This window comes from Micromonospora sp. DT81.3, assembly GCF_049847225.1.
Lineage (GTDB): Bacteria > Actinomycetota > Actinomycetes > Actinomycetales > Microbacteriaceae > Microbacterium.
In genome coordinates, this window is record NZ_JBNCNY010000004.1 from 220,199 (window position 1) to 233,445 (window position 13,247).

Here is a 13,247-nt window from a genome sequence, read left to right on the forward strand (position 1 = left end):
TCGTCGTGTGATCCCGGTACGTGCTACCCGTAGAAGAGCTGCTCGAAGACCCGGCGTGCCCGGCGGGTGGCGCCCAGGTAATCCGCCTCGACCTCCGTCGCGGAGCGCGGCGGGTACCCGAGCAGCCGCCCGATGCCGTCCAGCTGGCGGCGATCGGTGGGAAGGACGTCGCTGGTGCGTCCGGTGAGCAGGGTGTTGGCGGACCTCAGCCGGCTGGCCAGGCGCCAGGCCTCCCGCAGGCGCTGGGCACCGGTGTCGCTCACCAGCCCGGCGTCCTCCGCCGCCACGAGCGCGGTCATCGTCGAGGTGGTTCGGAGGCCGGTGATGCCGTGACCGTGTTCAAGCTGCCACAGCTGCACGAGCCATTCCACGTCGCTGAGCGAGCCGGGCCCCAGCTTGAGGTGCCGTGTCCGCTCGACGCCCTGAGGGAGTCTTTCGTTCTCGACGCGTGCTTTGATGCGCTTGATCTCACGAAGGCCCTGCGGGTCGACCACGGCCGGGTAGCGCACCCCATCGGCGACTTCGGTGAAGGCGCGGATGAGCTTCACGCTTCCCGCGACCCCGCGGGCCCGCAGCAGCGCCTGTGCCTCCCAGGAGAGTGACCAGCGACGGTAGTACTCGGTGTACGCCTCGAGCGACCGCGCCAGCGGCCCGTTCCGGCCCTCCGGTCGCAGACCCGCATCGAGCTCGAGCGGCAGGCGGTGGTCTTCGGAGTGCCGCCGCAGCTCGGACACCACGAGGAGCGCCAGCTCCTGGGCCCGCTGCGGGTCGACGCCGTTCGGGTTGTAGACGTACATGACGTCGGCGTCGGAGCCGAAGCCCAGCTCCGCTCCCCCGAACCGTCCCATCGCGATGACCGCGAAGTCGAGGGCGCCGTCCGCGGCGGGGACGACCGAGCGCCACACCGCCCTCAGCGTCGCCTGGATCGTCACCTCGGTGATGGTGGTGAGCGCCTGCGCGACCTGCTCGATCGTGAGGACGCCGAGGAGGCCCCCCATGGCCGTGCGCAGCAGCTCCCGGCGGCGCAGCGCCCGCACCGATCGCATCGCGTCGTCGATCGTGTCGTGGCGCGTCTGGATCGCCCGCGCTTCCTCCTGCAGCGCCCGTCCGCTGCGGGGGTGCAGGTGCTCGTCCGAGTCGAGCCACGCGACCGATTCGGGGATCCACTCCATCAGCTCGCCGATGTACCGCGAGCCGGAGAGCACGCGCGTCAGGCTCTCCCCGGCGGCCGACGAGTCCCGCAGCATCCGCAGGAACCACGGCATGTTGCCGAGCCGCTCGCTGATGCGGCGGAAGGCCAGCAGCCCGTAGTCAGGATCCACGCCGTCCGCGAACCACTGGATCATCACGGGCATCAGGTGGCGCTGGATGGTCGCCTTGCGGCTGAGGCCGCTCGTGAGGGCGGCGATGTGCCGCAGAGCCCCGGCGGGGTCGCGGAAGCCGATGGCCGCCAGACGGTCGTGGGCCTGCTCGGTCGAGAGGGAACGCTGTTCCTCCGGCATCGAGGCGACGACGGACAGGAGAGGCCGGTAGAAGAGCCGCACGTGGATCTCGCGCACCTCGCGTTTCACGCTCTCCCACAGCGCCCAGACGTCGGGGCCGGTCTCGGCGATGCCGGCCGCCCTCGCGAGCACTCGGAGCCCATCCGGCGTGCGGGGCATGAGGTGCGTGCGCGAGAGTCCCTGGAGCTGCAGGCGGTGCTCCAGAAGACGCAGCGTCCGATAGTCCCGCGCGAAGATCGCGGCATCGTTGCGGCCGATGTACCCCTCGCTCACGAGCGCATCGAGGGCGTCGAGCGTCCCTCGTTGACGGATGCCGGCGTCGCTGAGGCCGTGCACCAGCTGCAGCAGCTGCACGGTGAACTCGATGTCGCGGATGCCGCCCGGCCCGAGCTTCAACTGGTAGGGCACGTCCGCCGTGGGGATGTGCTCGGTGACCCGCTCCCGCATGCGCTGCACGCTGTCCACGAAGTTCTCGCGCGCGGCGCTGGTCCAGATCTTCGGCTGCACCGCATCGACGTACGCCTCGCCGAGCTCGGCATCGCCGGCGATCGGGCGCGCCTTCAGAAGCGCCTGGAACTCCCAGCTCTTCGCCCAGCGGTCGTAATACGCCAGGTGCGAGTCCAGCGTGCGTACGAGCGCGCCCTGCTTGCCCTCCGGTCGCAGGTTGGCGTCGACCTCCCACAGCGCAGGCTCCATCTCCGCGCCCGAGATGCCGCGCATGGTCTGCACCGCCAGCCGCGTCGCGATGTCGATGACCCTGCTCTCCGGCAGTTCGGTGTCGTTGTCTGGCGCGGCCCCGCCGACGAAGATGACGTCGACATCGCTCACGTAGTTGAGCTCACGGGCTCCGGTCTTGCCCATCCCGATGATCGCAAGCTGTGCCGCCGCCACCTCCTCGCGCGGGAAGAGACCGGCCCCCGCGACGCCCGTGGAGATGCGCGTCCGCGCGACCGCGAGCGACGCCTCCAGCGCCGCGCCGGCGGCATCCGCCAACCGAGCCGAGACGGCACGGACGGCCTCCACGGGATCGCTGCTGAGCAGGTCGTACACGGCGATCTGGGCCACGAGCCGTCGGTAGCGCACGCGCAGTGCGCACCATGCCGATTCGTCACCGCTCTCGGCGAACCCGTCGACGGCGCCCACCGACTCGAGCAGTGCATCGATCAGTTCCGCGCTCGATGGGAGGGCGCCGGCGGAGCCCCGCAGGTGCGCGAGTTCTTCCGGATGCCGCAGGTAGAAGTCGCCGAAGCCCGTCGAGGCGCCGAGCAGCGCCCACACCGCCCGGCGGCTGAGGTCATCGGCCAGCACGTCGCGGACGGCATCGGCATCCCGGCGCGCAACGCGCACCATGCCCCTGAGACCGGCGTCAGGATCGCCCGCCGTGGCGGCATCCGCGGTCAGAACCTCGCGGGGCAGCCCGGTCGTCTCGGCCAGCTCTGTGAGCTGCGCCTCTGCCTCACCGAGGCTGCTGAACCCCAGCCGGGCAAGGTCGGTCAGCGCGGAGGAGCGGTCGTTCGTGGACATCGGCGGTCATCGCCGGGTCAGAGCATCTCGAGGTTGCTCTTCAGCTCGAAGGGGGTGACCTGGGAGCGGTACTCCTGCCACTCCCTCCGCTTGTTGAGCAGCACGTACTGGAACACCTGCTCGCCGAGCGTCTCGGCGACGAGCTCGCTCTCCTCCATGTACTCGAGGGCGTGGTCGAGGCTGGCAGGCAGCGGCGCGTAGCCCAGCGCGCGGCGCTCGGCGTCGGTCAGCGACCAGACGTTGTCCTCCGCCTCCGGCGGCAGCTCGTAGCCCTCTTCGATGCCCTTGAGGCCGGCCGCCAGCATCAGTGCGTAGGCGAGGTAGGGATTCGCGGCGGAGTCGAGCGCGCGGTACTCCACGCGGGACGACTGGCCCTTATTGGGCTTGTAGAGCGGCACGCGCACCAGCGCGGACCGGTTGTTGTGACCCCACGTGATGAAGCTGGGCGCCTCGTCGCCGCCCCAGAGCCGCTTGTAGGAGTTCACGAATTGGTTCGTGACCGCGGCGATCTCGTTGGCGTGCCGCAGCAGACCGGCGATGAACTGCCGCCCGACCTTGGAGAGCTGGTAGGTGGCCCCCTCCTCGTAGAAGGCGTTCACATCGCCTTCGAAGAGGGACATGTGGGTGTGCATGCCGCTGCCCGGCTTGCCGCCGAGGGGCTTCGGCATGAACGTCGCGTAGACGCCCTGCTCGATCGCCACCTCCTTGATGACCGTGCGGAAGGTCATGATGTTGTCGGCCGTCGCCAGGGCGTCGGCGTACCGCAGGTCGATCTCGTTCTGGCCTGGTCCACCCTCATGGTGGCTGAACTCCACCGAGATCCCGAGGTCTTCGAGCATGCGCACCGAGCGTCGCCGGAAGTCGTGGGCCGTGCCGCCGGGCACGTTGTCGAAGTAGCCGGCGGAGTCGACGGGCTCCGGTCCCTCCGCGCCGAAGGAGGATGACTTGAGCAGGTAGAACTCGATCTCGGGGTGGGTGTAGAAGGTGAACCCGCGATCCGCCGCCTTGGCCAGCGCCTTCTTCAGCACGTGCCGGGGATCGGCCACCGCCGGCTGCCCGTCAGGCGTCGTGATGTCGCAGAACATTCGCGCGGTGGGGTCGATCTCCCCGCGCCACGGCAGTGTCTGGAAGGTCGTCGGGTCGGGGTGGGCGAGCAGGTCGGACTCGTAGCTGCGCGTGAGACCTTCGATCGCGGAGCCGTCGAAGCCGAGGCCCTCACTGAAGGCCCCCTCGACCTCTGCCGGGGCGATCGCCACCGACTTCAGCGTGCCGATGACGTCGGTGAACCACAGGCGTACGAACTTGACGCCCCGCTCCTCGATCGTGCGCAGAACGAAGTCTCGTTGCTTGTCCATGGATTCCCTGGATTCCCTTCGGCCCGTGACGTCTCAGACTACTTGCCGTCAGTGTCCTGTTCCGTCTGCGGCGGGGTGCCCCACGAGTTCTCGCGCGCCTCTTCTTCCGCCCAGGCGCGTGAGCGCTCGCGCAGCAGCTCGGGCGCGTGCGCGGCCTCGGCTTCGGTGTCGAAAGGACCGGCCCTGTCGATGGCCGGGGACTCGTAGCCCTTCTCGACCTGTCCGGTCGTGAAGTTGTACCAGTACTTCTCGTCGTCACGGGTCACGATGACTCCTTCGATTCCTGAGCCCGTCGAACGGCTCGGCTGTCTCGATCCTACTGATCCCGGATGCCGCGCCTGGGTATGGTGGAGGCATGACACGGGGTGCGACACAGGCAATCGGAGTCGACATCGGCGGGACCGGCATCAAGGCCGGCATCGTCGACCTCGATCAGGGAAAGCTCTCGAGCGACCGCATCCGCGTGTCGACTCCCGAGGGGGCAGAGCCGAAGGCCGTCCTGGCCGCCGTCCGCGAGGTGCTCGACACGCTGGGCGTCGGGGATTCGGACATGGCGCTCGGCGTGGCGTTCCCCGCGATCGTCAAGGGCGGGCGCACGCTCTCTGCGGCCAACGTGTCGAAGAAGTGGATCGATTTCGAGGCGGAGAAGTTCTTCGAGGACGGCCTGGGCCGGGGCATCCACTTCGTCAACGATGCGGATGCCGCCGGCATCGCCGAAGTCCGCCACGGCGCGGCGGAGGGGCAAGCGGGCCTGACGATCCTCACCACCCTCGGCACCGGCATCGGGTCCGCGATGATCTACGACGGCGTCCTGATCCCGAACTCCGAGCTGGGGCATGTGCAGCGCGCCAAGCACGGCGGCGACGCCGAGTCATACGCCGCCTACTCCGCGATGGAGCGCGAGAAGCTGTCATGGGGCGACTGGACCGAGCGCCTGCAGTGGTACTACTCCTACATCGAGTTCCTCTTCTCTCCCGACCTCTTCGTCGTGGGCGGCGGGGTCTCCAAGCACCCGGAGAGGTTCCTGCCGTTGCTGAAGCTGCGCACGCCGATCGTTCCCGCGGTGCACCGCAACTCGTCGGGGATCATCGGCGCCGCGAGCCTGGCGGCAGACGGCCCGCCTGCGGTGGTTGCAGCGAGCTGAGTTCCCCGCCCGCCCGCGCAGCGGGATGGTGAGAAAGGGCGAATGGGCCGGCCTGTACGCCGGGTTCTGTCCGGGGGCGAAGCCCCGTGGACGGTCATCTATCTCGGCGACACGTTGCCGTGCCGCTCCAGCGGCCTACCCGGGGACTCGGCGGGCCACGTCAACATCCCCTGTCTGACCTTGCTCCGGGCGAGGTTTACCCAGCGAGTCGCGTCACCGCGACCCCTGGTGGTCTCTTACACCACCGTTTCACCCTTACCGGGGCGAACCCCGGCGGTCTCTTCTCTGTGGCACTGTCTCGCGGATCACTCCGGGTGGGAGTTACCCACCGCCCTGCCCTGTGGAGCCCGGACGTTCCTCGGCGCGTGCGGCGAACCGCGCGCGACGTGACCGTCCAGCCGACCCATTCGCGGTCTCATTCTATCGAGCGGCGCCGGGCGCCCGCTTCAGGTCTTCTCGGCCGTCTCGGCGATGTGCAGCTCGAGGGGGAAATCCAAGGGGAAGTCGCCGAAGAGCAGCCGAGATGCGGATGCGGCGGCATCGCGCACCGCGTCGGCCGCGGCATCCGCCAGCTCGAGCGGGACGTGCAGGATGACCTCGTCGTGCAGGAAGAACGCGAGGTGCGGCCTCCGGCCGAACGCCGGGCCCGAGCGAGGGGCGGCAGTCCCCTCGCCCACTTCACCGAGGGCGTCGAGGCGCCTCCGGATCTCGGCCATCCAGGCGAGCGACCACTCCGCCGCCGTGCCCTGCACGACGAAGTTGCGGGTGAACCGACCGCGATCACGAGCGCTCTGGCGAGCCCGGCGCTCATCGGCCGGCAGCGCCGCGTGGTCGCCGGCTCGCGACTGCGCCTCTCGCCACCCAGGCGACGGCGGCGGCGAGCTGCGCCCGAGCCAGGTGGTGACGATGCCACCGTCCTCCCCCGTGCGCGCCGCCTGATCCACGAGGGCCATCGCCCGAGGGAAGATCGAGCGGAGCCGGGGCACCAGCCGGCCGCTGCTGCCGGTGGTCGCTCCGTACATCGCGCCGAGCATCGCCACCTTCGCCTCGGCGCGCGTTGCCACGGCGCCGCGCTCGACGATCCCGGCATAAAGGTCGCGCCCGCGCGCGGCATCCGCCATCGCCGTATCGCTCGCCATGCCGGCGAGCACCCGCGGCTCGAGCTGAGCCACGTCGGCGACGATGAGTGTCCAACCCGGGTCGGCGCTCACGGCGGCACGCAGCTGCCGAGGAAGCTGCAGGGCTCCCCCACCGGAAGACGCCCACCGCCCCGTGACCACGCCGCCTGGTACGTAGACGGGGCGGAAGCGACCGTCGTGCACCCATGTCGAGAGCCACGTCCACCCGTTGGCTGAGTTGAGGCGGGACAGCTTCTTGTACGCGAGCAGCGGCTCGATCGCCGGGTGGTCGTGCTGGGCGAGCTCCCAGCGACTCGTCGATTCGACCAGGATGCCGGAGCGGTGCAGCGCCCTCATGAGCTTGGGCTGCGAGTCCAGGCTGAGGGCCGGGTCGCCGAGCGCCTCGCGCACCGCCTGCCCGGTTCGTTCGAGTTCGGCCGGATTGCCGCCGCCCACGGGGCGTGCGCCGAGGATGTCGGTGAGGATCGCATCGTGGGCTGCGGCGTCCCACGGCACACCCGCCGAGCGCAGCTCGGACGCGATCAGCGCACCGGCCGACTCGGCGGCCAGCAGGAGCCGCAGGCGTGCGTCCTGGTCACTCGATGCCAGGGCGGCGCGCTGCCGGGGGAACTCGGTCATGGCGGCGTCGAGTCCGTCGGGCGCGCCCGTCGGTCCGCCGGCGTCCGCGACCTCGAAGAGCGTGTCTTCACCAGGGGTCAGGTCGGCCGATGGGGCGTCCCACTCCCGCGCTGCTCGAAGGGGCTCCGCGGATCGGACGTAGGCGCTGTCCCGGAGGATCGCATGGCACAGCCGCAGGTCGTGGCACCGCGCGACCCGCACCCCTGCCTCCAGCAGCGGTCCGTACCAGGTGGGGGTGTCGCTCCACACCCAGCGCGGTGCTCCGTCGCGCTCGCGAGCCGCGACCCATTCCGCCAGCCCGGATGCCGGAACGTCGATGCGCGCGAGCTCGTGGGAGTCCGCATCCAGCAGCACCGCTCCAACGAGAACCCCGGTGACCCGCCCGAGCACGATCCAGGCGGGGGCGGGCTCAGCGCGACGGCTGGAGGTCACGGCGGAAGCTCTCGCGCCGATCCATGGACTCGTTCGCCGCGGCATCCGCCCGCTTGTTCGAGAGGCGAGGCACCCACTCGAAGGTGACCGCACGGCCGGCGATGAGCTGCTGGGCCCTGCGCGCCAGCACCTGCATGTCGGGGTGCTTGACCTTCCAGCGGCCCGTCATCTGCTCCACCACGAGCTTCGAATCCAGGCGCACGTGGACGGATGCCTCGGCGTCGCGCTCCAGCGCAGCCTCCAGGCCCGCAATCATCCCGTTGTACTCGGCCACGTTATTGCTGGCAATGCCGACGTAGACACCCAGCTCGGTCAGAACCTCGCCCGACTCCGCGTCGATCACGACCGCGCCGCCGGCGGCGATGCCCGGATTGCCGCGGGAGCCGCCGTCGGCCTCGACGATGAGCCTCCCGGTCACAGTCCCGACTCCTCCGTGCGCACCAGGATGCAGCCGCACTCGGGGCACGTCACGATGCGGTCCTCGGGCGCGTTGCGCAGCGCCTGCAGATCGGTGCCGGAGAGCACCATGCGGCAGCCCTCGCACGTGCCGCGGGTGAAGAGCGCCGCGCCCGGGCTCCGGAGCGCGACCTTCTCGTAGTACCCCACCAGGTCGGCCGGGAGCGAGGCGACGATCGCTGCGCGGTCGCGGGCGATGCGCTCCAGCTCGGCGGTCGCCTCCGCGACGACGGCCTTCGCCTCGGCGGAGAGACGGGACCCCTCGGCGTTCGTCTCGTCGATGACCGCCTGCTGCGCCGCCACCGCGGCCTCGGCCTGCTCCAGGCGCTCCATGACGTCCAGCTCGGCGTCCTCCAGGTCGCTCAGGCGCTTCTTGAGGCTCGCCAGTTCGTGCTCGAGCGCCTGCGCGTCCTTCGAGTTGGAGCTGGCGGCGAGCCTTGCGGCGTCCCGCGCGCGGCGCGCCTCGGCCACCGCGACGTCGGACTCCAGACGGGACAGTTCGACCTGCGCGTCGTCGCGCACGCCCGACCGGAGCGCGAGCTCGTGCGCCTGCAGCGTGCGCTGCGCCGTGAGCTCCCCGATGCGGGCCGCCTGGGGCGGAGTGCGACGGGATGCCTCGGCGCGCCGGGCGCGCCGGTCCAAATCGGCCACGTCGAGGAGAGCGCGCTGGTCTGCGGGGCTGGCATTCACCCCACCAACCTAATCCCCCGCCCCCCGGAGCGCGCGGCGGGGTGGATCGTGGTGGGCCCTGCCGGGATCGAACCGACGACATCCACGGTGTAAACGTGGCGCTCTACCAGCTGAGCTAAAGGCCCGTGCGCGTTCAGTCTAGGCGAGGGTGCGCGCGCCGTCGGGAGAGCACCGCACGCGCTCGAAATGGATAGGCTTGAAGAGGGTGCGTTGTGCACGGCCGACAAGCCGCCCGTGCTCCCAGAGTGATTCCCTGGCACGATCTGCCAGAAAAACCGACGAAAGGCCGCGCGTGACCGTTCACGACCAGGATCCGTATTCTCAGGGCCAGCTCGACAGCGATCCCGATGAGACCGGCGAGTGGCAGGAGTCCCTCGACCAGTTGGTCGCGGCGAAGGGTCACGCCCGCGGGCGCGAGATCATGCTGAGCCTGCTGAAGCGCTCGAAGGATCTGCACCTCGGCGTGCCGATGGTTCCCACCACGGACTACATCAACACGATCGCGCCAGAGAACGAGCCGGAGTTCCCCGGCGACGAGGAGATCGAGCGCCGCTACCGCGCGTGGATCCGGTGGAACGCCGCGGTCACGGTGCACCGTGCCCAGCGCCCGGGCATCGGCGTCGGCGGCCACATCTCGACGTACGCCTCGTCGGCCGCGCTGTACGAGGTCGGCTTCAACCACTTCTTCCGCGGCGCCGACCACCCGAGCGGCGGCGACCAGATCTTCATTCAGGGGCACGCCTCCCCCGGCACGTATGCGCGCGCCTTCCTCGAGGGCCGCCTGACGGAGGCGCAGCTCGACGGCTTCCGTCAGGAGAAGTCGGCCGCGCCGAACGGCATCCCCTCGTATCCCCATCCCCGCCTCATGCCGGATTTCTGGCAGTTCCCGACGGTGTCGATGGGGCTCGGCCCGATCAACGCCATCTACCAGGCGATGACGAACAAGTACCTCGGCAACCGGGGCATCAAGGACGTCGGCGACTCGCACGTCTGGGCCTTCCTCGGCGACGGTGAGATGGACGAGGTCGAGAGCCGCGGACAGCTGCAGGTCGCCGCGAACGAGGGCCTGGACAACCTCACGTTCGTCGTGAACGCCAACCTCCAGCGTCTCGACGGCCCGGTCCGCGGCAACGGCAAGATCATCCAGGAGCTCGAAAGCTTCTTCCGGGGCGCCGGGTGGAACGTCATCAAGGTCGTCTGGGGCCGCGAATGGGACGAACTGCTTGCTCGCGACACCGACGGCGCGCTGCTCAACCTCATGAACGTCACCCCGGATGGGGACTACCAGACGTTCAAGACCGAGAGCGGCGCCTACGTGCGCGAGAACTTCTTCGGTCGCGACGAACGAACCGCCGCGCTCGTCAAGGACTACTCCGACGAGCAGATCTGGGGTCTCAAGCGCGGCGGCCACGACTACCGCAAGGTGTACGCCGCCTACAAGGCGGCGGTCGAGCACAAGGGACAGCCGACCGTCATCATCGCCAAGACGATCAAGGGCTACGGCCTGGGTCCGCACTTCGAGGGGCGCAACGCGACGCACCAGATGAAGAAGATGACCCTCGATGACCTGAAGCTGTTCCGCGACGCGATGCACATCCCGATCAGCGACGGCCAGCTCGAGGAGAACCCCTACCTGCCGCCGTACTTCAACCCGGGTCCCCAGGACGAGAGCATCCAGTACCTCCTGGAGAGGCGCCGCGCCCTCGGCGGCTTCGTCCCGGAGCGCCGGTCCACCCACGTGGGCCTGCAGCTTCCGGGCGACGCCGCGTACGCGCAGCCCAAGAAGGGCTCCGGAACACAGGAGATCGCCACGACCATGGCGTTCGTCCGGCTGCTGAAGGACCTGCTGCGCTCCAAGGACTTCGGTCACCGCATCGTGCCGATCATCCCCGATGAGGCGCGCACCTTCGGAATGGACGCGTTCTTCCCGACGGCGAAGATCTACAACCCCAACGGCCAGCACTACACGTCCGTCGACCGCGAGCTGCTGCTCGCCTACAAGGAGAGCCCCCAGGGGCAGATCCTGCACGTCGGCATCAACGAGGCGGGTGCCGTGGCTGCGTTCACGGGCGTGGGCACGTCGTACTCGACCCACGGCGAACCGCTGATCCCGGTCTACATCTTCTACTCGATGTTCGGCTTCCAGCGCACCGGCGACGCGCAGTGGGCTGCGGGCGACCAGATGGCGCGCGGCTTCATCATCGGTGCCACCGCAGGCCGCACGACGCTCACGGGCGAGGGCCTGCAGCACGCCGACGGGCACTCGCACCTGCTGGCCTCGACGAACCCCGCGACGCTCTCGTACGACCCGGCGTACGGCTACGAGATCGCGCACATCGTCCGCTCCGGCCTGGAGCGCATGTACGGCCCCGGACCGGATGGCACGGGTCACCCCGACCCGAACGTCATGTACTACCTGACGGTGTACAACGAGCCGCTCGTGCAGCCGGCCGAGCCGGAGAACGTGGATGTCGACGGCATCGTCCGCGGCATCCACCACATCTCCACCGGCGAGGGCGACGGGCCGCGCGCCCAGCTGCTCGCCTCCGGGGTGGGTGTGCCGTGGGCGCTGGAGGCGCAGAAGCTGCTCAAGGACGACTGGGGCGTGAGCGCGGACGTCTGGTCGGTCACCTCGTGGACGGAGCTGCGCCGCGACGGCCTCGCCGCCGACGAGCACAACTTCCTGTACCCGAACGACGAGCCGCGCGTCGCGTACCTCACCGACAAGCTCAAGGAGGCGCAGGGACCCGTCGTGGCCGTCAGCGACTTCATGCACGCGGTGCAGGACCAGATCCGGCCCTGGGTGCCCCAGCGCTACGCGACGCTCGGCGCCGACGGCTTCGGATTCTCCGACACGCGGCCCGCGGCCCGCCGATTCTTCAAGATCGACGGACCATCGGTCGTCGTCCGCACCCTGCAGGCGCTGGCGGAGGAAGGCGCCGTCGACCGCTCGCTCTCCGCGCAGGCGATCGAGAAGTACCGCCTGTACGACGTCACGGCGGGCACTTCGGGCAACGCGGGCGGGGAGAGCTGACGCGCGGATGTCCACTCCGCCGGTGCAGGTAGACAAGGGTCACAGCGAGGGCGCCCGAGCGACGGGTCCCGCCGGCCCGCGCGGCCGCGGTGGGAAGTCGCCCGCGGACAAGGTCGAGACCTTGGCGTGGCTGCGCCGGATCTCGGGCGACCTCGCGACGGTGACGACCAAGCGGCTCGAGGACTCGCTGCCCTGGTATGCCGAGATGCCCCCTGGCCGCCGGTCGGCGGTCGGGCTCGTGGCGCAGGCCGGCATCACGTCGTTCATCCAGTGGTACGACGACCCCGCGTCGACCCCGTGGATCGCGGCCGACATCTTCGCGGCAGCGCCCCGTGAGCTGCTGCGCAGCGTCAGCCTGACGCAGACCCTGCAGCTCATCCGCGTCACCGTGGAGGTCACAGAGGAGCGGCTCGTCGGAAAGGGCGAGGATCTTCGCGAAGCGATCCTGCTGTACTCCCGCGAGGTGGCCTTCGCCGCGGCGGATGTCTACGCCAGGGCCGCGGAGGCGCGTGGCCTGTGGGACGCGCGGCTCGAGGCCCTGGTCGTGGACTCGATCCTCACCGGCGAGGCCGACGAGGAGCTTCCCAGCCGGATCGCGGCGCTCGGGTGGCACGGCCACGGCGAGGTGTGCGTGCTCGTGGGGACGACCCCTCCCCAGTTCGACGTCGATCACCTGCGGCGCACGGCCCGCAAGCTCGGCGTCGATGTGCTGATCGGTGTGCAGGGCTCCCGGCTCGTGCTCGTGATCGGCCGCGCTCAGCTGCCCGGACGCACGGCGGAGGACCCCGGTCCCGAGCTGCCGTTCCTGGACATCGGCAGGCAGCTCGAGTCGGGGTTCGGGCCGGGGTACCTCGTCCTCGGGCCGCCGGTGCCGGCCCTCGTCGACGCGAGCTCGAGCGCGAGGGCATCCCTCGCCGGCTTCGCGGTCGCACGCGCCTGGCGCGGTGCCCCGCGACCGGTCGAGGCCGATGACCTGCTCCCGGAGCGCGCACTCGCGGGAGACCCGCTCGCCAAGCAGACGCTGGTGGAGCGCATCTACCGCCCGCTGCAGGCGCACTCGAGCGATCTCGTCACGACGCTCTGGAGCTACCTCGACAACGGGCGCTCGCTCGAGGCGACGGCGCGGGAGCTCTTCGTGCACCCGAACACGGTTCGCTACCGCCTCAAGCGGGTGTCCGAAGTCATCGGGTGGGATGCCACGGGCCCGCGCGAAGCGCTCATCCTGCAGACGGCGCTGATCCTCGGCTCGATCGGCACCAGCGATGCCGCGCGTCGGCGGGCGGCGATCCCCCGCCACGGTCGTTGACCGCCGCGGGAGGCACCGCCTGACATCGCCGCGGGCCGACGCTGTCG

At 70.2% G+C, this 13,247-nt stretch carries 8 protein-coding genes, 1 tRNA gene, 1 other RNA gene and 1 pseudogene; 3 read left to right on the top strand and 8 right to left on the bottom strand.

Annotation, left to right across the window (positions count from 1 at the left end; all coding sequences use genetic code 11):
• Nucleotides 1-23: 23 nt before the first annotated feature.
• From ACPW96_RS11240 to ACPW96_RS11250, 3 genes are read right to left on the bottom strand one after another with little or no spacing between them, the layout of a single operon-like run.
• Entirely contained in the window at nucleotides 24-3,026 is a 3,003-nt protein-coding gene (locus tag ACPW96_RS11240; RefSeq protein ID WP_425883187.1) for a bifunctional [glutamine synthetase] adenylyltransferase/[glutamine synthetase]-adenylyl-L-tyrosine phosphorylase, read from the bottom strand.
• 17 nt (nucleotides 3,027-3,043) lie between these two features.
• On the bottom strand, nucleotides 3,044-4,381 hold the full coding sequence (glnA, locus tag ACPW96_RS11245; protein ID WP_425818439.1) for a type I glutamate--ammonia ligase: 1,338 nt from the start codon (nucleotides 4,379-4,381) through the stop codon (nucleotides 3,044-3,046).
• Between the two features lie 38 nt (nucleotides 4,382-4,419).
• On the bottom strand, nucleotides 4,420-4,647 hold the full coding sequence (locus ACPW96_RS11250; RefSeq protein ID WP_425818441.1) for an SPOR domain-containing protein: 228 nt from the start codon (nucleotides 4,645-4,647) through the stop codon (nucleotides 4,420-4,422).
• A gap of 89 nt (nucleotides 4,648-4,736) precedes the next feature.
• Here ACPW96_RS11250 and ppgK point away from each other — a divergent pair, with 89 nt between their 5' ends.
• Nucleotides 4,737-5,525, top strand: a complete 789-nt coding sequence (gene ppgK / locus ACPW96_RS11255) for a polyphosphate--glucose phosphotransferase (protein WP_425883189.1) — start codon at nucleotides 4,737-4,739, stop codon at nucleotides 5,523-5,525.
• Nucleotides 5,526-5,564: 39 nt separating this feature from the next.
• On the opposite strand, the gene rnpB is transcribed toward ppgK, so the two are convergent.
• The 5 genes and pseudogenes from rnpB to ACPW96_RS11280 form a co-directional block, all read right to left on the bottom strand.
• An RNA gene (gene rnpB / locus ACPW96_RS11260) (RNase P RNA component class A) lies at nucleotides 5,565-5,931 on the bottom strand.
• 40 nt (nucleotides 5,932-5,971) lie between these two features.
• Nucleotides 5,972-7,714: a bifunctional 3'-5' exonuclease/DNA polymerase gene (locus ACPW96_RS11265; RefSeq protein WP_425883190.1), complete on the bottom strand. Its 1,743-nt coding sequence runs from the start codon at nucleotides 7,712-7,714 to the stop codon at nucleotides 5,972-5,974.
• Nucleotides 7,715-7,733: 19 nt separating this feature from the next.
• A pseudogene (locus ACPW96_RS11270) lies at nucleotides 7,734-8,132 on the bottom strand (reverse transcriptase-like protein); the annotation flags it as partial.
• Nucleotides 8,129-8,860 (bottom strand): zinc ribbon domain-containing protein, encoded by a 732-nt coding sequence (locus ACPW96_RS11275; protein ID WP_425818449.1) that lies wholly within the window; start codon nucleotides 8,858-8,860, stop codon nucleotides 8,129-8,131. The gene ACPW96_RS11275 and the pseudogene ACPW96_RS11270, both read right to left, overlap by 4 nt.
• Before the next feature lie 49 nt (nucleotides 8,861-8,909).
• Nucleotides 8,910-8,985: transfer RNA gene (locus ACPW96_RS11280), tRNA-Val, on the bottom strand.
• Between the two features lie 167 nt (nucleotides 8,986-9,152).
• Between ACPW96_RS11280 and aceE the strand changes: the two genes are divergently transcribed.
• Nucleotides 9,153-11,894, top strand: coding sequence for a pyruvate dehydrogenase (acetyl-transferring), homodimeric type (gene aceE / locus ACPW96_RS11285; protein ID WP_425883192.1), 2,742 nt, complete (start codon nucleotides 9,153-9,155; stop codon nucleotides 11,892-11,894).
• Between the two features lie 22 nt (nucleotides 11,895-11,916).
• Nucleotides 11,917-13,200, top strand: coding sequence for a PucR family transcriptional regulator (locus ACPW96_RS11290; RefSeq protein WP_425883194.1), 1,284 nt, complete (start codon nucleotides 11,917-11,919; stop codon nucleotides 13,198-13,200).
• Nucleotides 13,201-13,247 lie beyond the last annotated feature (47 nt).

Bases quoted from the DNA above. Each gene is read 5' to 3' on its own strand.
- ACPW96_RS11240 (WP_425883187.1), bottom strand. From the start codon at position 3,026: ATGTCCACGAACGACCGCTCCTCCGCGCTGACCGACCTTGCCCGGCTG.
- glnA (WP_425818439.1), bottom strand. From the start codon at position 4,381: ATGGACAAGCAACGAGACTTCGTTCTGCGCACGATCGAGGAGCGGGGC.
- ppgK (WP_425883189.1), top strand. From the start codon at position 4,737: ATGACACGGGGTGCGACACAGGCAATCGGAGTCGACATCGGCGGGACC.